The sequence below is a fragment of the Bradyrhizobium sp. CCBAU 21365 genome (assembly GCF_015291305.1).
GTDB classification, from domain to species: Bacteria; Pseudomonadota; Alphaproteobacteria; order Rhizobiales; family Xanthobacteraceae; genus Bradyrhizobium; species Bradyrhizobium elkanii.
The window spans coordinates 7,689,350-7,713,577 of sequence record NZ_CP030036.1 but is presented as its reverse complement, the minus strand read 5'-3'; the positions used below and the strand labels follow the sequence as shown (position 1 = coordinate 7,713,577).

19 protein-coding genes are annotated in these 24,228 nt (G+C 62.5%); 12 read left to right on the top strand and 7 right to left on the bottom strand.

Features of this window, described 5'->3' with window-relative positions:
• Nucleotides 1–61: 61 nt before the first annotated feature.
• On the bottom strand, nt 62–274 hold the full coding sequence (locus XI02_RS36180; RefSeq protein ID WP_129965243.1) for a hypothetical protein: 213 nt from the start codon (nt 272–274) through the stop codon (nt 62–64).
• Between XI02_RS36180 and XI02_RS36175 the strand changes: the two genes are divergently transcribed.
• The 3 genes from XI02_RS36175 to XI02_RS36165 are packed head-to-tail and all read left to right on the top strand — an operon-like array spanning nt 257 to nt 3,137.
• Complete coding sequence (locus XI02_RS36175; protein WP_129965242.1) at nt 257–1,099, top strand: hypothetical protein; 843 nt, start codon at nt 257–259, stop codon at nt 1,097–1,099. The two genes, XI02_RS36180 and XI02_RS36175, sit on opposite strands and share 18 nt — an antisense overlap.
• Nucleotides 1,062–2,633, top strand: coding sequence for a lipopolysaccharide biosynthesis protein (locus XI02_RS36170; RefSeq protein WP_210290998.1), 1,572 nt, complete (start codon nt 1,062–1,064; stop codon nt 2,631–2,633). Before XI02_RS36175 ends, XI02_RS36170 begins: the two co-directional genes overlap by 38 nt.
• Nucleotides 2,634–2,648: 15 nt before the next feature.
• On the top strand, nt 2,649–3,137 hold the full coding sequence (locus XI02_RS36165) for a hypothetical protein (RefSeq protein ID WP_172646988.1): 489 nt from the start codon (nt 2,649–2,651) through the stop codon (nt 3,135–3,137).
• A gap of 18 nt (nt 3,138–3,155) precedes the next feature.
• Here the strand turns inward: XI02_RS36165 and XI02_RS36160 are convergent, their stop codons facing one another.
• A complete protein-coding gene (locus XI02_RS36160) occupies nt 3,156–4,712 on the bottom strand; it encodes a hypothetical protein (protein ID WP_172646989.1) in 1,557 nt (518 codons plus the stop codon).
• 109 nt (nt 4,713–4,821) lie between these two features.
• Nucleotides 4,822–5,955 (bottom strand): glycosyltransferase, encoded by a 1,134-nt coding sequence (locus tag XI02_RS36155; protein WP_172646990.1) that lies wholly within the window; start codon nt 5,953–5,955, stop codon nt 4,822–4,824.
• Nucleotides 5,956–6,581: 626 nt separating this feature from the next.
• Here XI02_RS36155 and wecB point away from each other — a divergent pair.
• Genes wecB through XI02_RS36130 form a run of 5 tightly spaced genes read left to right on the top strand, consistent with a single transcriptional unit; the run spans nt 6,582 to nt 12,480 of the window.
• Nucleotides 6,582–7,754 (top strand): non-hydrolyzing UDP-N-acetylglucosamine 2-epimerase, encoded by a 1,173-nt coding sequence (gene wecB, locus XI02_RS36150; RefSeq protein ID WP_371814008.1) that lies wholly within the window; start codon nt 6,582–6,584, stop codon nt 7,752–7,754.
• Nucleotides 7,755–7,766: 12 nt separating this feature from the next.
• Nucleotides 7,767–9,974 (top strand): AAA family ATPase, encoded by a 2,208-nt coding sequence (locus XI02_RS36145; protein WP_172646992.1) that lies wholly within the window; start codon nt 7,767–7,769, stop codon nt 9,972–9,974.
• Nucleotides 9,975–9,978: 4 nt separating this feature from the next.
• Entirely contained in the window at nt 9,979–10,965 is a 987-nt protein-coding gene (locus tag XI02_RS36140; protein WP_016844250.1) for a glycosyltransferase family A protein, read from the top strand.
• Nucleotides 10,966–10,969: 4 nt separating this feature from the next.
• The gene (locus XI02_RS36135; RefSeq protein WP_172646993.1) at nt 10,970–11,950 is read left to right on the top strand and encodes a WecB/TagA/CpsF family glycosyltransferase; all 981 of its coding nucleotides are present in this window, start codon (nt 10,970–10,972) and stop codon (nt 11,948–11,950) included.
• Between the two features lie 59 nt (nt 11,951–12,009).
• Complete coding sequence (locus tag XI02_RS36130) at nt 12,010–12,480, top strand: hypothetical protein (RefSeq protein ID WP_172646994.1); 471 nt, start codon at nt 12,010–12,012, stop codon at nt 12,478–12,480.
• A 288-nt stretch (nt 12,481–12,768) separates the two neighbouring features.
• Here XI02_RS36130 and XI02_RS36125 read toward each other — a convergent pair whose 3' ends face one another.
• The gene (locus tag XI02_RS36125; protein WP_172646995.1) at nt 12,769–14,334 is read right to left on the bottom strand and encodes a tetratricopeptide repeat protein; all 1,566 of its coding nucleotides are present in this window, start codon (nt 14,332–14,334) and stop codon (nt 12,769–12,771) included.
• Between the two features lie 239 nt (nt 14,335–14,573).
• Between XI02_RS36125 and XI02_RS36120 the strand changes: the two genes are divergently transcribed.
• Nucleotides 14,574–16,166, top strand: a complete 1,593-nt coding sequence (locus XI02_RS36120; protein WP_018273466.1) for a gamma-glutamyltransferase family protein — start codon at nt 14,574–14,576, stop codon at nt 16,164–16,166.
• Between the two features lie 54 nt (nt 16,167–16,220).
• Here XI02_RS36120 and XI02_RS36115 read toward each other — a convergent pair whose 3' ends face one another.
• The 3 genes from XI02_RS36115 to XI02_RS36105 all read right to left on the bottom strand — a co-directional run bounded on the left by XI02_RS36115 (nt 16,221) and on the right by XI02_RS36105 (nt 19,389).
• On the bottom strand, nt 16,221–16,997 hold the full coding sequence (locus XI02_RS36115; protein ID WP_244981030.1) for a TetR family transcriptional regulator: 777 nt from the start codon (nt 16,995–16,997) through the stop codon (nt 16,221–16,223).
• 126 nt (nt 16,998–17,123) lie between these two features.
• Nucleotides 17,124–18,335, bottom strand: a complete 1,212-nt coding sequence (locus XI02_RS36110) for an amidohydrolase family protein (protein WP_172646996.1) — start codon at nt 18,333–18,335, stop codon at nt 17,124–17,126.
• A 55-nt stretch (nt 18,336–18,390) separates the two neighbouring features.
• On the bottom strand, nt 18,391–19,389 hold the full coding sequence (locus XI02_RS36105; RefSeq protein ID WP_370142687.1) for a polysaccharide deacetylase family protein: 999 nt from the start codon (nt 19,387–19,389) through the stop codon (nt 18,391–18,393).
• Between the two features lie 232 nt (nt 19,390–19,621).
• On the opposite strand from XI02_RS36105, the gene XI02_RS36100 reads away from it, so the two are divergent.
• The 3 genes from XI02_RS36100 to XI02_RS36090 are packed head-to-tail and all read left to right on the top strand — an operon-like array spanning nt 19,622 to nt 24,193.
• Nucleotides 19,622–20,746, top strand: a complete 1,125-nt coding sequence (locus tag XI02_RS36100; RefSeq protein WP_016840205.1) for an ABC transporter substrate-binding protein — start codon at nt 19,622–19,624, stop codon at nt 20,744–20,746.
• Between the two features lie 40 nt (nt 20,747–20,786).
• On the top strand, nt 20,787–21,662 hold the full coding sequence (locus tag XI02_RS36095; RefSeq protein WP_172646997.1) for a branched-chain amino acid ABC transporter permease: 876 nt from the start codon (nt 20,787–20,789) through the stop codon (nt 21,660–21,662).
• Nucleotides 21,659–24,193, top strand: a complete 2,535-nt coding sequence (locus tag XI02_RS36090; protein WP_172646998.1) for a branched-chain amino acid ABC transporter ATP-binding protein/permease — start codon at nt 21,659–21,661, stop codon at nt 24,191–24,193. Before XI02_RS36095 ends, XI02_RS36090 begins: the two co-directional genes overlap by 4 nt.
• Nucleotides 24,194–24,228 lie beyond the last annotated feature (35 nt).

Below are 24,228 nucleotides of genomic sequence, written 5' to 3'. Positions count from 1 at the left end.
CAGCCGGTGAAGTTCTGATTGCAGGATTTATCTCAAGGCGCATGATATGAGCATGTTATTCTCAAGTATCTTTCGCGCTGGTGACCTGGTGGAGGTCAGAAGCAAGGAGGAGATCCTCGCGACGCTGGATGCCAACGGCCGCCTGGAGGAAATGCCCTTCATGCCCGAGATGCTGAAGCATTGCGGCAAGACGCTTCGCGTCGGCAAGCGAGCTCACAAGACCTGCGATCCCGCGCTCGGTATCGGCGGGCGCAAGATGCTGAACACGGTCCATCTCGAGAACATCCGCTGCAACGGCGCGGCTCATGACGGCTGCGAGGCGGCCTGTCTGATATTCTGGAAGGACGCCTGGTTGAAGCCGGCGGGCGAGAAAGGGCCGTCGCCAAATGGCTCGGGCAAGCCGTCCAGGTCTGGCGGCTGCAGCGAGGAAACGCTGTGGAGCACGATCAAGCATCCGCCGAAGGTGGGCGAAACCGAGCCGACCTACGTTTGCCAGAACACACAGGTAAAATTCGCCACGCAACCCCTGAAGTGGTGGGATCCGCGTCAGTATGTCGAGGACTACACTTCGGGTAACGTTCGGCTGCAGGATCTCGTCGCCGGATTGACGTTCTCGGTCTGGCGTACGGTCACCGAAGCGGGGCTGGGCATCGGCACCGCGATGCGCTGGATCTACGACACATTCCAGCGCATGAGAGGTGGCGTGCCTTATCCAATCAGGCCCTTCGGCGTGCCGGAGGGGAGCAAGGTCCCGCAGTCCCGGCTTGATCTGCAGGTGGGCGACGTCGTGCGCGTCAAGCCGTATAAGGACATCCTCGAAACACTGGACTGCAACTACCGCAACCGCGGCCTGTATTTCGATCCGGAGATGGTGCCGTTCACCGAACGCGAGTACGAGGTCGAGAGGCGTCAAAAGCAGATCATCGACGAAGGTTCGTGCAAGATGGTCCGTTTCAAGACGGACGCGATCATCCTGAAGGATGTCGTGTGTGAGGCGCGCTATGCGATCTGCCGCCGCTTCTGCCCGCGCGCCATCTATCCCTATTGGCGGGAAATCTGGCTTGAGCGGGCACCTCAAGGCCAGAATCCAGCGAATTGAACGGGAACGACCCGTGCATCGGAACGAACGCACCGATCAGTATTTTGCGGACAACAAGCCATATTCTGGCCTTGGCCGCAGGTCGCTGCACAGCGGCGTGGCGTTCATTGCTGCGCGCGGACTGAATATCTTCGTTCAGTTGGCCTCCACGATCGTACTGGCGCGACTGCTCGGGCCGCACGATTTCGGGTTGGTGGCCATGATGCTGGCCCTGATCGGCTTCGCGCCCCTTTTCGTCGATCTCGGGATGAGCGAGGCCTCCGCCCAGCGGAGCAGCATCTCGCGCGCCGAGGTCAGCACGTTGTTCTGGCTGAATGTTCTGATCGGCGTCGTGCTGGCTGTCGTGCTGGCTGCGTCTGGTCGGTGGATAGCGCGTGCCTTCGGCGAGCCATCGCTCGCGGGCATGGCGTTGGCATTATCGGTGACCTTCCTGATGATGGCCTTGTCGACGCAACACTATGCGCTGATGCGTCGGGCAATGCAGTTTCGCCGCATCGCGATGATCGACATATCGGCGAACATCATCGGAAGCGCTGCAAGCGTTGGACTGGCGCTTTCGGGCTGGGGCTACTGGGCGCTGATCGCCAAGCCGATCATAACGTCGGCTTTGACCGTCGTCGGAGCCTGGACCGCCTGTCGATGGATACCGGGCAGGCCCAGGCTCACGCCTATGGTCAAGGAACTGCTGCGGTTCGGGCTGGGAGTCACCGGCTTCACCATGACGGATTACTTCGCTCGTTCGGCGGACAGAATCGCGATGGGGTATTTCCTCGGTGCAGGGCCGCTTGGCTATTTTCAGAACGCCTTCACGATCTACAACAACCTGCTGTCGATTCTCAGTGAGCCGTTGCATAACATCGCGGTTTCGGGACTGAGTAAGCTCCAGCACAGTGCGGCCGAACTGAAGCGCTCCTGGGAAGGCGCGCTGTCATTGCTTTGCTACTTTTCGGGGCCTGCCTTTGCGGCCCTTGCCGTGAGCGCTCATGACATCGTGATCGTACTTCTCGGAGAGAAATGGTCTCCCGCGGGCCCCTTGCTCTGCATCCTCGCCATTCGCGGCATTGCCGACTGCATCGAGCGAACTCTCGGCTGGGTGCATGTCGCGGTCGGGCGTCCCGATCGGTGGATGCGATGGGGCATCTTCAGTGCAATCTGCCAATTGGTTGCGCTTGCAGCCGGACTGCCGTTCGGCGTGGTCGGCGTGACGATCGCCTACACAGTCACGATGTTTGTGCTGTTCGTTCCTGCGCTCGTCTACGCCGGCAGGCCTGTCGGGATCAGCGTCGGGGACGTCCTGCGCGCCACAGCGCCGCAGACCATTGCCGCGCTGGTCGCCGTAGCGGTCGCGTTCTCGATACAGGAGGCATTCCTGCAGGAATTGCCGCGGTTGCTGCGAATTCCCGTCGCGAGCGTGATCTGTGTGACGGCCTACCTGACTGTCGTGGTCGGGGTCTTCAGGATCACGCGGCCACTGCAACTCGCGTGGTCCTTGCTGCGCGATTTCGGCATTGTACGACTGCAAGTCAACTCCTGATCCTGGATCACGCCCATGACCTCCTTTGAGCGCTTCCTGATTAACTTGGACACGTGGCCCGCAGGGGCATTCCTGAGGATCGTCCTCGGCCTTTGCATTCTGCCGGTGTTCCGACTGCTGTCAGGCGGCGACGATCGTATCGTGGTCGCGTTGACGATGTTTCTCGCCCTGCTGCTCGCGCTTCGCCTTGTGCCGGCCGTGTGCCGACGTGTTCTTCCGTTTTCGCGCGAAGCGAAAGATCTGTGGCTCAAGCGTCGCAATCTTGGCAAGAGGTACGACTCCTACCAGTGGCAAAAGCTCTTCTGGATGGGGCTGGGCATGCTGCCCTACGCGCTGATCTCTGGAGGATTGGGGCGCGGGGAAATTGTGCTGCTTGCGATCTGTACGATCGGCGGCGGAGCAGGGCTGCTGCTTTGGCGTAGGACCGGCCAGCTCAGCGTCGGTGCCGCCACTGCGAAAGCGACGAAGTTGCCGCCGGCCGCGGTCGCGTCGACGCCGCCCTAGGACCGGGCCGCCCGTACATTACGGGAGGTTGCGGCACTCGGTGAACCTATCGCCGTCCGGCGTTTCCGCCCTCTCGAGGCAATGGGCCTTATCGGTAACCTTGCCGGCTACGACAAAGTCGTAGGCCTGGTTTTTGAAGACCAGCACGTAACGGCCGGGTGAGAGGACGAGATCGGGGTTCACTGGCTGCAGCTCGACCATCTCGCGGCTTTCAGGGACCGGCGCTACGGTCAGGTCGACGGAAACGGACCGGATCGCCCAGGCATCGTTGGCCATAGCGACCGCCGGTGACGACGGTGTTCGTGCCACCTGGGCGAGAATGCGCAATTGTGCGTTGTCGGGCGCGCTTGTCATAAGCTCGCGCTGATACGCGACAAACGAAAGCGGGCCGTGCGGCACCACAACGGTGCGCGGCTTGGTGGTCAATACCGACACGGCGATCCGGCTGTCGGGAAGGCGGATGTTCATCGGCTCGAGCCGGATCATCCGCCCGTTGCTTGACGCAAAAATCCCATACGTCGTCGGCAGTGAACGTGCGGGTGGTGCGCTTGCGGCTGCTTCGATCGGAGCACGATGTACGAACGTGGCAATTGCCGGTTTCAGCTTGCGTCTGCCTTGCGGCGGCGACTGAACGGGCGTCGCGTTCGAATGGCTGACAACCTGGGGTGTTGTATTGAACAGGGATGCAACGTTGCCCCGCATGAGCATACCGGTCCCAATCGCAAGCAGAACCGTTGCTGGAGCGAGGAACCATGCAAAGTTGCGCACTTTCCATTCGCTGGTGACGGAACGTCGGTCTCGCGGCGAGCTCTGAAGTTCTTCGGCGATCAGCTTCTCGATGAGTATCGTCTGCTGTTCCTGCACCGCGACGCTCGCCTCGGCAGTGCTGGTGTGCACGGGCGGTTGCCGCGGCGGCGGCACTGCTGGACCGGTTGACACCGGCGGCACCGAGTTCGGATCTGGGTCTCCGGCCGGACTAAATCCCTCTCCTTCATCTGCCTCAGGCGTGTACGAGGTTACGGCTGTGCGGGCATACGAGCCCGGTGGCGCTGGCTGCGTGCGGCTCTCGCATTCCTCCGCTGAAGCATCGTTTGGATCGGCCGCAGGGGAGACGGACCCGTCATCCGGTCCGGCATCAGGCCGAGCCACGTTCGTCCGGCGTCCGATGTCCTCCGCGGCCTCATTCAGGCGCCGACTGACCTCATCCTGCGGGAGTACAATCGGTTGCAGGGGATGTTCCAGGTCAAGGAGCGGATGAGCTTCATTGGTCGGCCCACCGTTCGGCAAGCTCGGATCGTCGCCAATGATCGTCGGTTGCTTGTCGGTCGGACTGTCTGGCGGCTCGGCGGGATCGCGCTCTGGATTTACGGGCTCGCGCAGGCGGGCTTCGACGAACTGCGTCCAGGCGCCACGCCGTCGCAGAGGTGCGGCAAGCCTGTCTGCCTGACGTGGCAAAGGCGGCGCATTCAGGATGGCCGCCTGAGCCGAGGGGAGCTGACTGGAGCGCTTCATGCCTGGATACGCAGCTTGACGTTTGTCCGCCGTTGCGGACGTTCGCGACACCGTGGCGATCATATGAAAAGGATCGCCAACCTGCCGGGATGTAGCAGCCGCCGCTTAACAGGCCGTTAACCATAAACCGGCGGAAACGCCGCATTGCTCCGCACCACGCGAGGTGACGATTTCAGGCAGCCGCTGGCAGCTCAAAGGATCCGGCGATCTGGCGCAGACGGTCGGCTCGTGCGCGCATTTGATCGGTATGAACAATACCGAGGATGTCGAATACCGCCTGTATGCGGTAGAGCCAATCGTGCCTCAGTGCGGCTTCCCGGACGTTTGCGCTCTGAACCGCTCGCAGTCGCGCCGGCTCTGCGTTCAGCGCTTCGAGGATCTGGCAAATGTCGGACGAATCGAAGGGTACATGAATGACGGCGTCGGGCCAGTCGAACTGCCGTGCAAACTCTTCGGTGCGCGGCGCTTCTCCAACCATCACCGCCCCGGCTGCAGCACCTTCATAATAGCGAGCGGAAATCTCGTCTCGGCCGGCCGTGAATTCCGGGTTGTTGACGTGACTGCGATTGGCAATGAAATAGCGGCTGCGCTGAAGGATATTCGCAATCATGATGCGGTGCTCCTCCGGATTGTCGACCCGGAACGTCCTTTCCTTTCGGTTCGAACCGCTCGCCGCCACGGTGTCGTAGTAGTAGAAGAAGCGCTCTCTCTCGGCGCCGGCCAGCAACGCGGCGTGGGTCGTCGCCGAACGACGCCCGATGTTGCACACGGCGATCGATCGCTGCTGCTCGGGTTTCGGCGCGAACCGCTCCACGTCGACCGCCAGCGGCAGATAGCTGCACGGTCGACCTGCTATTCGCGCGATCTGCGGTGCGCAGTGATGCAGGCCGACAAATATATGATCAAATCCGGATAGGAGCTCGACCAGATACTCCGGGATGTCATCTGCCCAGACTTCAGTGATGAAGCATGCTGCCTTGCGACACCGCTTGCGCCAGTCGGGAATCGCCGTGAGCGCGTGCAGTTGATACGCATTGCTGAAGATCGGAAAGAACAGTTCATAATCGCGTTGCAGCGGCAGCTGCGGCGGGGAGGGTGCCAGCACACCTGCCAGTTTGGTCGATCCTGATGCAAGGCGCGTCCACTTGTAGACACGTCGAGAGAACTCCAGTGCAGCGCGATCTTGAACATCGAACCGATCGGCGCGCGTCATCGCCGCCAAATTGTCCTCGAACTCATAGCTGAGGCAAAATGCGACAAGATCGGAAATCCGACGCTGCGAGAGGAGTAGAACCTTGCCTTCCACGAGGCGTTGTCTCCGACCTATCAAATGCCGGAAAGTGCCGGCCGCACGACTTCCGGAAGCCCTCGACCAGGAGCGAGTTGCGCGCTGATCGTTGTCAAGAACGGCGCCAATCAACGCAAGTCCACATACGCTATTTAATCTTGTTTTGTCCAAATTTTACCGAAATTGGATAATGCGTGCCTGTCATTGGAGTTCGTTGCGCGTGTTCTCGCCGAGCTGTTGCGAATGAAGGCGCGAGGATGCGCCGACGATGATTGCGAACGGTACAGCGAATGCGCGTTAACCTGGAGAAGTTAAATCTGGAACTCGCTGGCAGCAGCGAAGAACGTCAGCGGACAACGACTGAGTGCGCGTTAACCCGAAAAGGTTAAATCTGGAACCGCCTGATAACAACTGGCATCGATGATGCGCAACGCCCTCCGCGGCAACTCCGACAATTAGCTATAAATTTCATTTAACGTGCGCCGAGCCAACGTTGGCGATGAACGCGCCGGGAAAATCCGGTAGCGTGCCGCATCATTTCGATACGGCAAGAATATTCAACACGGCAAAATTATTGAACACAGGCGGCGTCGGGCTTCATGCGTATTCTTAGCGTATTTGGTACTCGTCCAGAGGCGATCAAAATGGCATCGCTTGTGCTGGCGCTGGGCGAAGCAGAGGGAATCGATTCGCGAGTCTGCGTGACGGGCCAGCATCGTCAGATGCTCGACGATGTGATGTCGGCCTTCTCGTTGAAGGCTGACTACGACCTGAACATCATGCGACCCAACCAGTCGTTGAGCGAAGTGTTCAGCGCGGTCATGACCGGAATCGATCCGATCATCGCCGACTACAACCCGGACTACGTTCTTGTACAGGGCGACACCGCAACCAGTACGGCGGCTGCACTTGCCGCGTTCTTCCGGTCGGTTAGTGTCGGGCATGTCGAGGCGGGATTGCGAACCGGCAATCTCATGAGTCCATGGCCGGAGGAGGCCAATCGGCGGGTTACTGCGGTCGTTACGACGAGGCATTATGCACCGACGTCGCGTGCGCGTTCAGCCCTGCTGAAGGAAGGGTATCCGTCAGACGCCGTCATTGTCACCGGCAATACCGTGATCGACGGGCTGCTTCGTATGGCCGCAAATATCGCTCAACCGGGCGAGCTTCGCCGGTCGCTCGAGGTGAAATACTCATGGCTCGACACTTCGAAGCGACTTGTTCTCGTGACCGGACACCGGCGCGAGAGCTTTGGATCCGGGTTCCGGCAAATTTGCGAGGCATTGAAGACAATCGGCAGGCGGGACGACATTCAGATCGTGTATCCCGTTCATCTGAATCCGAACGTACGCGGGCCGGTATTCGATCATCTACGCGATGCGCCCAATGTCTTCCTGATCGAGCCCCTGAACTATCCCGAGTTCGTCTACCTGATGACGCGCTCGTATCTCATCCTTACCGATTCCGGTGGAATTCAGGAGGAGGCACCGGCGCTTCGCAAGCCCGTGCTCGTCATGCGAGATACCAGCGAGCGCATGGAGGCCGTTGACGCCGGCGTCGCTCGCCTGGTCACCACCGACCCGGCTCGTATCGTCGCGGGCGTCGAACGCCTGCTCGATGTGCCAGCGGAGCACGAAGCCATGTCTCTCGGTGCCAATCCATTCGGTGACGGACGTGCCAGCAAACTCATCGTGCATGATCTTCTGAATGTCCGTCGGCCGCAACGTCCAGCTGATCACATCACGAGCGTCAATTTTTTGCCGGCTCCCGAGATGCATTCGCGGCCGACACCACCGCTCTCCCAACCGGCGTACTGATTAAACGAAGTCATGGACACCAGAACCAATCAATTGGTCATTCAGGAATACGGCCAGCCGCTTGCGGAAGACTACGGTCCGCCAGCGGCGGCCCGGCCGACGTTCGGCTTGTGGGACATCATTGACGTTCTGCGCCGCGAATGGCGGTTACCCGTTATCGGACTGTTGATTGGGCTGGCGGCTGCTGTGGCTTCCGTTGTGGTCATGAAGGCGCCCTACAAGAGCAGTGCACGCATCCTCATCGATCGTAGTCTCAATCGTTATCTGCAGACCAACAAGATCGTGGATCAACCGACGATGGACGAAGTGGAGGTCGGCAGTCAGCTTTACGTACTTTCATCCGACAGGGTAATGCTGCCGGTCATTCGTTCGCTGAATCTGGCCGGTGATAGCGAGTTTGCCGGCCGATCTGCGCTTGCGAGCGCCACGGACGGGAGCGCCAGCACGGCGGCAGCCACAACTGCGGCTGAACGAGCTGCTCTCGAAGCTCTGTTGAAGCGCGTAACAATTGCGCGAGAGGATGTCGCCAACGTTATCAATGTGACGGTCGAGTCGCAGAGTGCGGAGAAGGCTGCGAAGATCGCCAACGGCATCGTGGATAGCTATCTCGCGTCCCTGCAGGACGCAAAATTGAGGTCGACGCAGAAGGTGAGCGGATGGCTGCAGGAGCGGCTCATTGAGCTGAAGAAGCAGGTAGCCGACGCGGACAAGGCGCTGCAGGACTTCAAGACGGCTAACAACCTCAGCAGCACTGGTGCGCAGGATACCGAGCTCCTGGCAAGTCTGAGTACCCAGCTGATGAACGCCAAGTTCGCGGCAGTCGAGGCAAAGGAGCGCCTCGACCGTATCAAGCGGACAGAGGCAAACGGGATTCCGTCAGCCGTGTCGACGGATGCGCTATTCAACGACAAGCGGGCGGCAGTCATCAACTTCGCGCTCAATAACAGCGAACTTGCACGTCTCCGCACGCAAAAGCGCGACCTTGCGTCTCGCCTTACGGAAATGGAAGCTCGCGTCGGTCGCAAGCACGCGGCTGTCGTCAAGCTTCGTGCGCAACTCAACAGCGTTGACGCCGCCATTCGGTCCGACGAGGGTCGCATTACCGATTCCTACGCCAGCGAATACGAAGTCGCCAAGGCACGGCAGACCGAACTCGAAGACACGGCCGCAAAGCTTTCCGCGGAAACCGGAAGCCGGCTGCGCGAACTCGAGAGCGCCGCCGAGGCGCTGCGCAATCTCTATAGCGGATTCTTGCAAAAGCATAAGGAGATCGAGGCGGCACAGGCGGAGACGCTTCCGGCCCAGAGTGCGCAGATCATCACAAGAGCAGTTCCGCCGCTGACAAAGAGTTCCAAGAAGACCCTCATCGTGGCGGCAGGCAGCATTTTTCTTGGCCTGTTTCTCGGCATAGGCTCTGCCTTCGGACGTGAATGGATGGCGGACGTGTTCCGGACGCCCAAGGCCGTCGAACAGGTGACCGAAACACGGTGCATCGGACTGCCCTTCGTCTACGCTGGTCAATTGCCAATCGAGGAGCATGTCCTTGCTGCCCCCTTCTCCCGCTTCGCGGAAGGCCTTCGCAATGTGAAGGCGATGCTCGACCGTTCGTCCGCCTCGACCGGGGGCAAGGTCATCGGCGTCGTGTCGGCGGTTTCGAAAGAGGGAAAGACTGTCGTTGCCGCCAACCTTGCCGCGCTCATATTGTCGTCCTCTGGATCGCGCACGCTGTTGATCGATGCCGACCTTCATCTCCGGAATCTCACGACTGCGCTTTCCCCGGATGCGAAGGTCGGGCTTTTCGACGCGCTAGAAGATCCCTCTCGTCTTGACGAGTTTGTTTGCAAGCGGCCGCATTCGGGGCTGGATGTCCTGCCAAATGCGTGCACGGTCAGGATTCCAAACGCCGCGGAGCTCCTGGGCTCGCAGGAAATGGAAAACCTGCTGGCCGTTGCACGGAAATCCTATGACTACATCGTGGTGGAGGTGGCGCCGATCATGTCGGTGGTCGACGCAAGGTTGATCGAGCGCTTCATCGATGAGTTCGTGTTCGTTGTGGAATGCGGTCAGACCAAGCGTACGAGCGTGCTCGAAGCGTTGTCTGTAACGCAGCTCATCCGTGAGCGCGTGTCGACCATCGTGCTCAACCAGATTGACCCTCTTGAGCTCAGAACCATCGAGGCAAGAAACGGGGTCAGGTCCGAAGGATATTACCGGGAGTAGGGCTGTGGACGAGCTTAACAGTGCTTCAGGGTCTCCGCGCAACGCGGCGCCGCGCAGCTATGTGCTGATTTCGCCCTGCCGCGATGAGGGAGCCTATCTCCGCCGCACGCTCGACAGCGTGGCTGCGCAGTCGGTGCCGCCAGCACTGTGGATCGTCGTTGACGATGGATCCACTGACGAGACGCCGCAGATCCTGGAAGAGTATGCGGCGCGGTTGCCTTATCTGCGTGTCGTGCGCCGCCAGGATCGAGGCCACCGGCGGGTGGGGCCCGGCGTGATTGAGGCGTTTTACGATGGTCTCGATCAAGTGTCCCTCGGCGACTTCGGCTATTTGTGCAAGCTTGATATGGATCTCGACCTGCCGCCTCGGTACTTCGAACTGCTGATGCAGCGAATGGAGGGTAATCCACGTATCGGGACGACCTCCGGCAAACCCTGGTTCGTTCATCCCCAAACCGGCGATCTCGTGCCCGAGGTCTGCGGCGATGAAATGTCGGTTGGAATGACGAAATTCTATCGCGTTGCGTGCTTCGAGCAGATCGGGGGATTCGTGCGACAGGTCATGTGGGATGGCATCGATTGCCACCGCGCCAGAATGCTGGGCTGGATCGCCGAGAGCGTCGATTCAGAACCAATCCGGTTCGTCCACCTTCGTCCGCAAGGGGCCAGCCAGAACAGTATCTGGGCAGGCAGAATTCGCGCTGGCTTTGGTCAGTATTTCATGGGCACCTCGCCGTTTTACTATCTGGCGGTGGCGGCTTCCCGTCTTCGCGCGCATCCAATGTTCATCGGAAGCGTCGCGATGCTTTGGGGATACTTCAGCAGCTGGGCAAAGGGGTTGCCGCGCTACAATGACCCCGAGTTCAGACGTTTTCTTCGTACCTATCAGCACGCGTGTCTGAGACTGGGTAAACGAGCTGCCACGGCTCGCCTGGACGCCGAGCAAGTGGCTCGGTGGCAAGCCAATCGGCAATCGCCGCAGGGAAGTTGAGCAGATGAAGCAAAACGTAAGCCTATTGGGCGTCGAATTTGATGCGGTTACGCTCGATCAGGCGGCGCAGCGCTGTGTCGATATCTGTCGCCGCTCGAACAATTCTCACATCGTGATGACGATCAATGCGTCACATCTCTGCATGATGCGGCGAGACGCGGAGTTGGCGCACGCATGTTCCGCGGCCGATATGACGGTAGCGGACGGTATGCCGGTGGTTTGGGCAATACGAGCGTCAGGTCAACACATGCCGGAACGCGTGGCCGGCATCGATCTGATGGAAGGACTTTTAAGGGCCGCCGCGTCCAACGGACTTTGTGTCTATTTTCTAGGGGCGCATCAGGACGTCGTCGAAAAGCTCGTGCGCGTCTGCGAGGCGCGCTTTCCGCAACTCAAGATCGCTGGTTTCCGGAACGGCTACTTCGGTCCGGACGAGCATGACGTTATCGTCGATGAGATACGAGCGAGCGGCGCCCACATTCTCTTTATCGGCTTGCCGTCTCCGTTCAAGGAGGTGTGGAGTGAGCGCTATCGGGAACGGCTGCAAGTTCCTGTCATCCTGGGGGTGGGTGGCAGCTTCGACGTCTTGGCCGGCTTCATCAAGCGCGCTCCTCGGCTATTCCAATCGCTCGGTCTCGAGTGGTTCTGGCGGCTGATGATGGAGCCGCGCAAATTATGGCGGCGATATCTTTCCACCAACAGCGAGTTCATCTGGCTGGCGCTCCGCGAAGTGGTGGCGCGTCGGGCCTATGCCGTCCGCCGGGAGAGTGCTCTTGCCGGATCGGCAAACGCAGTGCGGAGAGACAACCGAATAGTGGTTTCGGAACGCAGGATGGCTGATCGGAGAATTCTTGTCAGGCGAAGGAGCAACGTGCGGAATCCACAAGCTCCGATACCCGATCGCCGGCGCGGCATAGAGCGACGTGTCTCAGAGCGTCGGGCACGGACAGCTAATGCTCCCAAGGGTATCGAGGTGAGCGCCTGACGTATCGGCTGACCTACCAGGATCACTCATTCCGAGCGGGCAGCTCAGCGATTCGCGTCATGGCGCAGGCGCAGGAAGGCATCAAGGTGATTCGACCGCCAAGCAGCACAGATGCCTTCGGGTACGATAACGCAAACCAACCTATAGTCGTTAAGCTAAAGCCTGACGTGTACGTATTTGGGTATGAGTTTTGCCACGTTCTGCAAACGCTGATCAAACACGACTGCGTGCCCGCTGAGCTCATCCATGAGGACGGAGGGGCGCTCATCTTTATTTTTGATCCCAATGAGAAGAAAGCGGAGCTATGGTCAGGATGGTGGAGGTGCGACAAACCCGACATTTACTCCATCATTGAACCAGAGCATCGCGGGCTCGTGGATCAGATATTCGAAACCACGGACGCCTTCATGGAGTTTTCCGATTCTCAATCTCCTCAGATCGACCTGATCCCAGGTCAGATCCAAAAGATTCAAAGATCAGGCGCTGCGTTTCTCCGCGGGGACGCCTCCCTTCGTCCTCGACCTCTATAAAGAGCTGCTACCGCACAGCGCGCATCGGATGCGGGGTAGGAAGGGCGGTAGTGCTCCCTCGCCACCATGGGCCTCGAATTGCCCCACGCCAAACTCCGATCCTGCACCGCTGCACAATCCGGACAGCAGCGGCGGTTCAGCACGCGCAGGCTTCGATCGATTCACGTTCGGATCATCGGCAACTCGACAGGCGTCTCGCTCCAACGTCTGCTCTCCGGCAGCTGATTTGCCAATCGTCTGACTGACACACGACTGTCAGAAACAGCCTGTTGTGATCCTCGTTACGGCTCAGCCCGATAGGCCGGCCTTGCGCAAGCCGTCGAGGAAGTGCTCGCGATCGACTGAATTTCTGTACCTTTCGGCCCGCGCTCGAACGAGATCGAGGGTGTTCGCCGGCGGCGTTGCGCCGTTCGCGCTCATTTCACGACAACGTTCCGTGACGAACGCTTCGGCTTCGGATCGCGCTTCGCTGTGCCGACCCATCTGCGCATAACAGGCGGCAAGCAGACTGTGCGACCAGCGGTCGGGAGATCGCGCCTCCATCAGCGTCTTGACTGCTTCATCGTACCGGCGCCCCGAATAGAGCCCGAGCGCGTGGTACCAGTGGTACAGATTGGGCGGGAAGGGATTTAGTCGTTTGGCCGCATCGATCCATGTGAGTGCCTCTCGCCACCGTCCCCAGTAGACCAGAATGTTCGCGAAAACGGCGGCGACATCGGCGTCGTTTGGATTGAGCGCGAGAGCTCGGCTGAAATGGATTTCAGCCTTGGCATCCTCGCGACGCAGGAACAGCAATTGCGCGAAGACGCCATGGGCCCAGGCGTCGCCGCCGTCGATGTCGAGCGCGGTCTCGATCTCGCTCAGCGCATCGTCGAGCTTCGCCGTGCCGGGCGATTCGAGAAACACGTCGCAGACGATCGTCCAGGCAATGTTGACGTGAGCGCGGGCATATTGCGGATCGAGCGCGACGGCGTCCCGGAAAAACTGCCTGGCTTCCGCCATGCCCTTCACGGTCAATTGACGCCACCGCTCGTTGCCCAGCAGAACGAGGTCATAGGCGGTAATGCTCGGGGTCGGCTTGCGTCTGGCGATCTCGCGGCCGGCGTCCTCGAGCCGGCCCGGAAGGGCCGCGACGATTGCGCGGACGATCTCGTCCTGCAGCGCGAAGATGTCTTCAAGTTCGCGGTCGTAGCGCTCGGTCCAGAGATTGTAACCGCTCGCGCCATCGAGAAGCTGGACGGTCACCCGCATCCGGCTGCCGATCTTGCGCACGCTTCCTTCGGCCACGTACCTGACGCCGAGTTCGCGGCCGACCTGCTTGATCTCGGGCGTCTTGCCCTTGTAGGTGAAGCTGGAGTGGCGAGCGACAACGAACAGCGAGCGGAAACGCGACAGTTCGGCGATGATATCTCCCGTGATTCCGTCGGAAAAATATTCCTGCGCGGAATCGCCGCTGAGATTCGAGAACGGCAGCACTGCAAGCGACGGCCCATCGGGCACCGTTATTGCCGGCGAGGTGGGCAGGCCGGCGCCGGATTCGGCGGCGACCAGTGGCCCGACATAGCGGTAGCCGCGGCGCGGGAGGGTCTCGATCCAGGTCGTACCGCCCTCGACGTCGGCAAATACCCGCCGCAGAGCGGCGATCTGCACCGTCAGATTGCTCTCCTCGATCGCAAGCCCCGGCCACGCCGCCTGCATCAATGCGTCCTTGGAAACCGGCGTTCCGGCCTGCTCGACAAGCAGCCGAAGCAGCGTCACCGCGCGCCGCCCGAGCGCGACCGGTTCGGACTCTCGAAACAACATCACGGCTTCCGCGTCGAGGCGGTAGGGGCCGAATTCGTGGATCGTCGCCATGGTTCGGGAGACTACATTTTTTGCATCTTTTTCGGAACAGATTCAGGACCTCCGGGAATCCGGCGACCCGGCCGCTGCCGCTGACGCGCAGCTTCGCGCGGCCGAGTTCGGCTTTCGCTTCGATCCACCACGCGCGGCACCTCCGCCAGCAGAGTTCGCGCCGCGGCGGCCAGGCGACGGCCGCTTGACAATGTAAGTAAGAACATTATTACAAACTGCAGTTTTCGGGGAACGCGTTCATGCTGCAGACCAAGCGAAGCTATAGCGGAATGGTGACCGCGCCGCATCACCTTGCGGCGCAGGCCGGGCTTGCCGTCCTTTCCGAGGGCGGCAATGCGGTCGAGGCGATGATTGCGTCCGCCGCCACGATCGCGGTGGTCTATCCGCATATGAACGGCCTCGGCGGCGACAGCTTCTGGCTGGTCGGCCGGGCGGGCTCTGCGCCGGTCGGAATCCAGGCGTGCGGACGGTCGGCGAAGGCCGCCAGCCGCGCCTGGTATCGCGAGCATGGCTGCAGCACCATCCCAAGCCGCGGACCGCTCGCGGCACTCACCGCTGCCGGGACCGTCGATGGCTGGCAGAAGGCCTATGAGCTCAGCCGCGATCGCCATGGGGGGCGCATGCCGCTGTCGCGGCTGCTCGAACCTGCGATCGGCTATGCCGCCGATGGCGTCGCCGTGACCCAGACCCTGCACGACAACTCCACGAAGAAGCGCGCTGAACTGCAGGATGTGCCGGGCTTTGCCGAGGTCTATCTGCCGCAGGGCGGTCCGCTTGCGGTCGGCACGCGGTTGCAGCAGCCGCGCGTGGCAGACACGTTGCGGCAGCTGGCGCGAGCCGGCCTTTCCGATTTCTATCGCGGCGACCTGGCGCGTTCGATGGCGACTGATCTCGAACGGCTCGGCAGCCCGCTCCGCCTATCCGATCTGGAGCAGCATCAAGCCTCACTGGTGACGCCGCTGTCGGTCGATGTGGCGGGGCACAAGGTGTTCAACATGCCGCCGCCGACGCAGGGCCTGGCCTCGCTGTTGATTCTTGCGCTCTATGCCCGGCGCATGGCGAAGGAGGCGGATGGGGTCGATCATCTGCATCGGCTGGTCGAGAGCACCAAGGCGTCGTTCCGCATCCGCAATCGCTACGTGACCGACCCCGACTACATGGCGCGGGCGGCTGCCGGGTTTCTCACCGACGAGTCCATTGCGGCGCTCGAAAAGACCGTCGCCATCGATCATGCAGCGCGCTGGCCTGACCCGCCGACCCAGGGCGATACGGTCTGGCTTGCTGCGACCGACCGGAACGGCCTCGGCGTCAGCTTCATTCAGAGCATCTATTGGGAGTTTGGCTCGGGCGTCATCCTCCCCCAAAGCGGGGTCACCTGGCAGAACCGTGGGACGAGCTTCGGTCTCGCCGAAACCGACATCAACCGCCTGGAACCTGGGCGACTGCCGTTCCATACCATTCAGCCTGCAATGGCTGAACTCAGCGATGGCCGGCTGTTGTCCTACGGCACGATGGGCGGCGAAGGGCAGCCGCAAACCCAGGCCGCGATCTTCACGCGCTACGCCTTGCACGGTCAGGACCTTCAGTCGACAGTGACCGCGCCGCGCTGGTTGCTCGGTCGCACATGGGGCGAGGAGAACAACAATCTCAAGGTCGAATCGCGTTTCGATCCTGCCGTTGTCGACGCGCTGCGGGCGCTCGGCCACGACATCCAGGTGGTCGGCGCGTTCGAGGAATTCATGGGCCACGCCGGCGCAATCGTCTGGCATCCGGACGGACTGCTCGAGGGCGCCAGCGATCCCCGCAGCGACGGCGTCGTCGCTGCCCGGTGAAGCGAGCACCCTTAGCTCGCACCAGCAGGCTGTTCGAAATCTGCCGCGCGTGAGCTAGCGTGCGGCGCCGGCGGGTGTTCTGGCTGCCGACGGTTGCCGTTTTCCCTCGCTTGCGGCCGCCATCGCCGTCAACCAGGTCATGATCACGTCCAGCGCGTGGTGGCGACGTTTCTCCAGCCAGTCCGGCTCTCCCAGATCCTTGTCGAACATCGCCGACAGCGTGTAGCGGTTGGAGACGTGAAAATAGCTCATGGCCGTGATCGTGACGTAGAGCTGAACCGGATCGACGTCGCTGCGGAATAGCCCGACCGCTAGGCCCCGGCGAAGGATGTTTTCGATGCTCGCGACCAAGGGCAGCGTGAGGTCGGCGATCTTGCGCGATTTGCGCAGGTTGCGCCCGCGCTGCAGGTTCTCATTGTTGATCAGGGCAATATAGTTCTGGTGCGCCCCGAAAAAGGTGAACGTGAAGTTGATCAGCTCGCGCATGGCCGCGACGGGATCGAGGTCGTCGAGCTTGAGTTGCTGTTCGGCCGCGCGGATCTCGGTGTAGACGTGTTCGAGCACGGCGAGATAAAGGCCGTTCTTGTCGCCGAAATAGGCGTACAGCAACCGCATGTTGGCTTTGGCGCGCTTCGCGATGGCTTCAACCCGAGCCCCGCCAATGCCGTTGCGGCAGAACTCGAACGTCGCCGCGTGCAGGATCGCTTCCTTCGTCAGCGCGGAATCGCGGGCCCGTCTGCCCCGCGTGGCGCTGCGGGCTGGATTGGTCGATGCTGTCGTTTCAGTCACGGGACAAGCTTTTCTCAGGTTGTACGAGCCCAGCGCCGACAATATGTCCCCGCCCATCATGTTCAACGGGATGCGGGGCCTTGCCGTGCAGGCTCGCGGGATTGAGATCGCTATTGCGGTGGCTCGTCAAGGGGTAACCTTCCCGATGTTCCGGTCTCTACATCCACATCAGCGCGCTGCCGTCACGATCGTGCCGCCATGCGCGACGAGGCGCCCGTTCTTGTAGACGTCGCGCGGCCTGGGCCGGGCCACCACCGCCTCTTGCACGTGCTGCGCGTCGAGCACGACGAAGTCCGCCGCCGCGCCCTTAGCCACCCCATAGTCCCGGAGGCCGAGGGCCTGCGCGGCATTGGTGGTTACCATGTTGAAGGCCGCCGCCAGGTCGGCATCGGTGCTGAAGCCGGAGCGGTAGCCGACGATCATGGCGCGCTCCAGGAGGTCGCCATCGCCGTAGGGCCACCAGGAATCGCGGATGTTGTCATTGCCGGCGAACACATTGACGCCGGCATCGCGCAGCAGCAACACCGGCGGAAACGCATGCGCTCCGGGCGCGTTAGTCAAGATCGCGACTCCGGCCTCCGCGAGCAGCTGCGCGGTGCGCTGAACGGCGTCACGCGGCACCTCGCCGAGCGCATAGGCATGGCTGATCGTGACCTTGCCGCCGAGCCCGAGGGCCTTCGTCCGGCGTGCAATGTTCTCGATCTCGAAGATACCGAGCAAGCCGCCGTCATGCAGGTGAATGTCGATGCCGACCCCGCGCCGGTCGGCAATGCCGAAGATGACGTCGAGATGCCCGTCGATGTCGGCATCGTAACCCGCCGGATCGAGGCCGCCGACCAGGTCCGCGCCGGCGCGTACCGCCTCGTCGAGCAGTCCGGCCACGCCCGGCGATGTCACGATGCCGCTTTGCGGAAAGGCGACGATCTGGACCGACACCTTGTCGCGGTGCGCGTCGCGCGCCGCCATGACCTGCTCGAGATTGCGCAACCCGACCTGAAGGTCGATATCGACGTGGCTGCGCATCTGGGTCGTGCCGTGCGCGACGCAGAGGTCGATCAGCGCCGCCGCACGCACCCCAATCGGCCTGGCGCCGGCAAGCGCCTCCTTTTCGAACTTGACGCGCTCGCGCACGCTGAAACCGGCGGTGCAGGGGCGGTGAGACTTCCAATCGTCGCCGACGAAGCCCTTGTCGAGGTGGATATGACCATCGACCAGCCCCGGCAACACCAGGCGTCCGGTCAGATCAAGGGTTTCGCGGGCCGCGACCGGGGATTGGGAGTGCGACGCGATCGAGATGATGCGGCCGTCGCATACGGCGATATCGACGGTGCGCCCATCGACCAGTCGGGCGTTTCGAAACAGCGTGTCGACAGTGCTCACTGGTCGTCTCCGGTTCGTTGCAAAGGCGAGGCGATCGGGGCCCGATTTGTTTTCATCATGTTGGGACGATGCCATCCGGTAGCGCGCGCGAGAACGCGGCTATGCCTCCCGCGGTGGTGATCCAGATCTCGTCACGCCGCGCCAGGATTGTCTGCAGAGCGCGGCGCAGCGGACGCAGGCGGTGCGGCTGGCCGACCAGATAGGGATGCAGCGCAATTCCCATGACCAGCGATTGCCTTTTCGACTGTGCCAGCATCTCCTCGAACGTGTCGGTGATCATGGTGGCGAACTGCTCGCCGGAGTCCTTGCGACCGACGATCGAGGGGATATCGTTCAACTCCTGCGGATAGGGCACTGAAAGGATGCGGCCGCCGTTCCGCGTCGAGAACCACACCGGCTGATCGTCCATGCACCAGTCGAGCAGGTACTCGTAGCTTGCTTCGGCCAGCAGATCGGGCGTGACCTGTGATTGCGAAATCCAGGGCCCCAGCCAGCCGCGCGGCCGCCGCCCTTCGGCTCGCGCGATGACATCGGTCGCTTCCGCGATCAATTGACGCTCCTCGTCGGGCGCAAGCACACCCTGGCGCTCGGAATTGGTGCGGCCGTGACCGACGACTTCGTCGCCGCGGGCGCGAAATGCCTCCATGACTTCAGGGCAGTAGTGATAGATGCTGCTGTTTGCGAGCACCGACAGCGGCAGCTCCAACTCGTCGAACAGCTCGATCAGGCGCCACACGCCGACACGGTTGCCATAGTCACGCCAGGCGTAGTTGAGGACGTCCGGATGCGGACCGCCGGGGCAGAGCTCGGCACCGAGTCCGTCGCCGAATGCGAAATGCTCGAGGTTGAGACCGACATAGACGGCGAGCCGCCGTCCTTGCGGCCAATTGAAATCCGGACGTTGCCCGATCGCGCTGTAGCGATAGCGCCCGTGGGCGGCGAGGGCGGGTCCGACAGAATCCGAGCGCAGTACCGCTTCCCCGCGCGACAGGCGGTCGCCATCTTCCGCGATCGAGATCAACACGTCGCGGGCCTCGACATTCCTTGGGTTCATCGGAATTTTCTCCGCGCGGCTGATCGCTCGCTTGACATCGGAATATTTTTGAAGAAAGTTTTTACTTCCGTCAAGTCCGCGCATAAGCGGCAGCGGAGGAACTGGCGGCTTCGATGCCGAGGCCGCCATCAGCGGAGGAACACCGAAGATGAACTTCAGGAGCATAGTTTCGTCCGGACCTGCGCGTCGTTGGCCGGCTTGGCACGCCGCAGCGACGATCCTGCTGGCCGCGTTGCCGTTCACGTCTGGCGCGCGCGCGGCCGAACCGATCAAGATCGGCCTGGTGACCGCCCTGTCGGGGCAGTCGGCGCGCGCCGGCGAGGCGCTGACCCGCGGAGCGACGATCGCCATCGAGGAAATCAATGCGAAGGGCGGCGTACTTGGACGTCCGCTCGAGCTCGTCCGCCGCGACGACGAGAGCAATCCGGCCAAAGGGCTGATTGCCGCGCGCGAGCTGATTCAGCGCGAGAAGGTCGCGGTCCTGGTCGGCGGCCTCGACACGCCGGTCGAGCTCGCCATCGTGCCGTTCGTCAACAACGTCAAGGTGCCGTTCGTCGTGCCGTGGGCCGCCGGGACCAACATCACGCGGAACGGCGCGCCGTCCAACTACGTGTTCCGCGTCTCGGCCATGGACGATGAGGTCGACAAGGCGATCGTCCAGTTCTCGCGCAAGACCTACAATGCGAAGAAGCCCGGGCTCATCCTCGTCAACAATCCCTGGGGCGAGTCGAACGAGCATGGCCTGAAGGCGGCATTGAAGGCCGCAGGAATTGAGCCTGCCGGCGTCGAGAAGTTCGAAGGCAATGACGTGGATGTCGTTTCCCAGCTATCGCGGCTGAAGCAGGCCGGCGCCGACACGCTCTACCTGGTCGGCAATGTCGGACCGTCCTCCCAGGTGGTGAAATCGCTCGACCGCATGGGCTGGGCGCCGCCGATCGTCTCGCATTGGGGGCCGGCCGGCGGCCGCTTCACCGAGCTCGCCGGGCCGAGCGCGGAGAACGTGATCTTCGTCCAGACCTACAGCTTCTTCGGGAACTTGTCGCCGGTCGGCAAGCGGGTAATGTCGGCCCTGCAGGCGAAGTATTCGGATATCAAGGGGCCTGCGGACGTGACGCCGGCGGTTGGCGTCGCCAACGCCTACGACTCCATCCTGGTCATTGCGCGAGCAATCGAAAAGGCCGGTGGCACCGAACCGACCGCCGTCCGTGACGGTTTCTACGCCATCGACCGCGTGGACGGCTTGATCAAGACCTACGAGAAGCCGTTCGCGCAGGACAAGCACGATGCGCTGACGGCGGGGGACTACATCTGGGCGCGGTTCGAGGACAACCACATCATGCCGTTCGCGCGGAACTGACCGCGCGCGATCGTCCGACAAACAAGCAGGGTAGTCATCGATGTCATTTCTTCCCGCGGTGATAACAGGACTGGCGCTCGGGAGCATGTACGGGCTGCTTGCGCTTGGCTTCCACGTCACCTACGCCGTCTCCGGCACGGTCAATTTCTCCCAAGGCAGCTCGATGACCCTGGGAGCCGTTGCCGGATACTTCTTCCTCGTGCTGTGGGGATGGCCGGCCGCGGCCAACATTCCCGCCGTTCTGCTCGTCTGCGCGCTCTATGGCCTGCTGATTGAGCGCTTTGCCGTCCGGCCGTTCGTGCAGCGCGGCTCCGACAATTGGCTGATGGCGACCGTTGCGGTCGGCATCATCGTCGACAACGTGATGATGTTCGTCTTCGGCAAGGAGCCGCGCAGCTTTCCGTCCGTCCTGGCGGCCAAGCCGATCCAGATCGTCGAGGGCGCGGGGGTCTATCCGTTGCAGCTCCTGATTCCCGTGGTCGGATTGCTGCTGGCGCTGGCACTTCATCTGCTCAGTCGCCGGACGCGCCATGGCGTCGCCATGCTCGCGGTGGTCCAGAACCCGAACGCTGCGCGGCTGATGGGCATCAACGTCAGCGGCGCCATCGCGGCAAGCTACGCGGTCGCGGCGATGCTGGCCGGGGTTGCGGCGCTGCTGATCGCGCCCCTGTTCAACGTGTCCTCCGAAATGGGCACGCTGTTCGGCATCAAGGCCTTCGCGGCGGCGATCATCGGCGGCCTCGGCAGCGCCTGGGGCGTGATGCTGGCCGGGCTCTGTCTCGGCCTGATCGAGGTGTTCGCGACCAATTACCTGGGATCGGTCTACACCCAGATCATCACATTCGCCTCGGTGATCGCGATCCTTGTCGTCCTCCCCCACGGGCTGCTCGGCCGAGCCGGAGTGAAAAAAGTATGACCTCTCGCGTCTCCGTTCTCGCCGCCGTCGCGGCACTCGCGGCCGCCATCCTTTATGCCGCCGTTGCCGACAGCTACGGCGTGTTCCTGGTCGCGACCATCTCGCTGACGGCGATCGCCTGTATCGGCCTCAACGTACTGCTCGGTTTGGCGGGGCAGATCTCGCTCGGCCACATCGGCTTCATGGCGATCGGGGCCTACACGACCGTGCTCCTGATGGAGAAGGCGGGGTGGCCCTATCTTGCGGCGACGGCTGCCGCGATTGCCCTTGTCAGCGTCGTCGGTGGTCTGCTCGCCATGCCGGCCTTGCGCGTGCGAGGTCCATATCTCGCGATGGTGACGATCGCCTTCGGCTTCATCGTCGAGCACGGCACGATCGAGTGGCGCGACCTCACGGGCGGCGGCAACGGCCTGATCCTGACCGCGTCGCCGGAGGTGTTCGGCTTTCCGCTGTCGGAGCGGCATTTGGCGATCGCGGGCATCGTGCTGGTGTTCGCCGGCCTCATCCTGTTCGAGCGCTTGAAGCGGAGCGGCTGGGGCTACGCCATGCGTGCCGCCCGCGACACCGAGGTTGCGACGCGCTCGATCGGCATTGATCTCGTGCGGGTCCGCACCGTGGCGTTCATCATCTCGGCCGCAGCGATGGCGTTGGCGGGGGCGTTGTTTGCGCCCCTGCAAGGCTATATCAGCCCGAGTTCGTTCCCCTTTCTGCAGTCGATCCTGCTGCTGTTCGGCGTCATGGTCGGCGGCGCCGGCTCGGCGCTGGGGCCGGTGATCGGGGCGGCGCTCGTCGTGCTGCTGCCGGAAATGCTGTCCGACCTCGCGGAGTATCGTCTGCTGGCCTTCGGCGTGCTGCTTTTCGCCGTGCTGCGAGTCGCGCCCTCAGGCATCATGGGGCTGATCGAGCAATTCGCGGCAAGGTTCCTGCCGACGGGATCGAAGGCCGATCCGGGCGCGGTGGGCGTCGAGCCGGTCGCCGACCTCGGCATCGGAACCAGCCGCGCGTCGCGTCTTGACGTCACAAACCTCTCGATCTCGTTCGGCGGTGTCCGCGCCGTGCAGGATGTCTCGTTTACCGCCGAACCCGGTACGGTGACCAGCGTCATCGGCCCCAATGGTGCAGGGAAAACCAGCGCGCTGAATCTGCTTTGCGGCTTCTATCGTCCGAAATCCGGCACCGTGAAGCTTGGCGACCGCGACGTCACCGGTTTGCCGTCGCACCAGCTTGCACGTGTCGGAGTGGCGCGGACGTTCCAGACGACGCAGCTATTCGGCTCGCTCTCGATCATCGAGAACGTCCTGCTGGCGGCGACGGCGGGCAAGCTCGGTAACATCGTGTCGGCGCTGCACAATGAGGCGCAGGAGCGCCTCGCGCGGTCGCTGTTGCGCTTTGCCGGTGTCGACGGCGATTTGAGCAGACGCGCGGACTCGCTGCCCCATGGTGAGAAGCGACTGGTCGAGATCGCGAGGGCGCTCGCCTTGCGACCGAAGATCCTGCTACTCGACGAGCCGGCCGCGGGTCTTTCGAAGGGCGACAAGCAGCGGCTGACGGTTCTGCTCCGTCGCATCGCGGAGACCGGGATTGCGGTCATCATCGTCGAGCACGACATGCCGATGATCATGTCGCTGAGCGACCTCATCGTCGTTCTCGATGGCGGCAAGCGCATCGCGATCGGCGATGCGGCGGCGATCCGCAACGATCCGCTGGTCCGCAAGGCCTATCTCGGCGACGCGCCGTCGGGTGAGCGGCGCCGCGCGCCACGCCCGGCGAAACAAGGCACGGCGCTCGAAGTCCGCACGCTCGATGCCTTCTATGGCCTGTCGCGGGCGCTCGGTGGGATCGACCTTGCCGTCGCCCCCGGCGAGGCCATCGCCGTACTCGGTGCCAACGGAGCAGGGAAAACCACCCTGATGCGCTCGATTGCCGGCCTCGAACCACCGCGGTCGGTCGGAGAGATTCGGCTGTCCGGCGCCCGCGTCGACAAGATGCCGGCGCATATTCGCGCCAGGGCAGGCATCGTGCTGGTGCCCGAAGGACGGCAGGTGTTTCCAGAACTGACGGTGCGGCAGAACCTGCGGCTCGGCGCTTTCGCACGCAAGGGCCTCGATCTCGACGCGGAGATCGACGCGATGTTTGCCCGCTTTCCGCGCCTGAAGGAGCGCATCAATCATCGCGCGGGCCTTTTATCGGGCGGCGAGCAGCAGATGCTCGCGGTCGCGCGTGGGCTCCTGACCGCGCCCAAGGTCTTCATGCTTGACGAGCCGTCGCTTGGACTGGCGCCCCTTGTCGTCGACGAACTGTTCGCGTCGTTCGAGCAGCTTCGCGTCGAGGGGATGACCTTGATCGTGGTCGACCAGATGGCCGGGCAAGCCCTTGCGCTTGCCGACAGGGCCTATCTGCTCGAGACCGGCGCCATCCTGAAGAGCGGCGCGGCCGAAATCATCGCGGAGGATCCCTCGCTTGAAGCCGCCTATCTCGGCGGAGAGGCTCACGGGAGTAGTGTGCCGCGAACCGCAGTGCTCGCGTCCTGACGCCATGGTTGCGCAGCGGGAGATCGGTGTGATGC

Excerpts from the sequence above, each read along its gene's own strand:
- XI02_RS36135 (WP_172646993.1), top strand. The coding sequence starts at position 10,970 with ATGAAGCAAAACGTAAGCCTATTGGGCGTCGAATTTGATGCGGTTACG.
- XI02_RS36120 (WP_018273466.1), top strand. The coding sequence starts at position 14,574 with ATGCTGCAGACCAAGCGAAGCTATAGCGGAATGGTGACCGCGCCGCAT.
- XI02_RS36175 (WP_129965242.1), top strand. The coding sequence starts at position 257 with ATGCTGAACACGGTCCATCTCGAGAACATCCGCTGCAACGGCGCGGCT.
- XI02_RS36105 (WP_370142687.1), bottom strand. The coding sequence starts at position 19,389 with ATGAACCCAAGGAATGTCGAGGCCCGCGACGTGTTGATCTCGATCGCG.
- XI02_RS36180 (WP_129965243.1), bottom strand. The coding sequence starts at position 274 with ATGGACCGTGTTCAGCATCTTGCGCCCGCCGATACCGAGCGCGGGATC.
- XI02_RS36125 (WP_172646995.1), bottom strand. The coding sequence starts at position 14,334 with ATGGCGACGATCCACGAATTCGGCCCCTACCGCCTCGACGCGGAAGCC.
- XI02_RS36130 (WP_172646994.1), top strand. The coding sequence starts at position 12,010 with ATGGCGCAGGCGCAGGAAGGCATCAAGGTGATTCGACCGCCAAGCAGC.
- XI02_RS36165 (WP_172646988.1), top strand. The coding sequence starts at position 2,649 with ATGACCTCCTTTGAGCGCTTCCTGATTAACTTGGACACGTGGCCCGCA.
- XI02_RS36145 (WP_172646992.1), top strand. The coding sequence starts at position 7,767 with ATGGACACCAGAACCAATCAATTGGTCATTCAGGAATACGGCCAGCCG.
- XI02_RS36160 (WP_172646989.1), bottom strand. The coding sequence starts at position 4,712 with ATGATCGCCACGGTGTCGCGAACGTCCGCAACGGCGGACAAACGTCAA.
- XI02_RS36090 (WP_172646998.1), top strand. The coding sequence starts at position 21,659 with ATGACCTCTCGCGTCTCCGTTCTCGCCGCCGTCGCGGCACTCGCGGCC.
- wecB (WP_371814008.1), top strand. The coding sequence starts at position 6,582 with ATGGCATCGCTTGTGCTGGCGCTGGGCGAAGCAGAGGGAATCGATTCG.
- XI02_RS36095 (WP_172646997.1), top strand. The coding sequence starts at position 20,787 with ATGTCATTTCTTCCCGCGGTGATAACAGGACTGGCGCTCGGGAGCATG.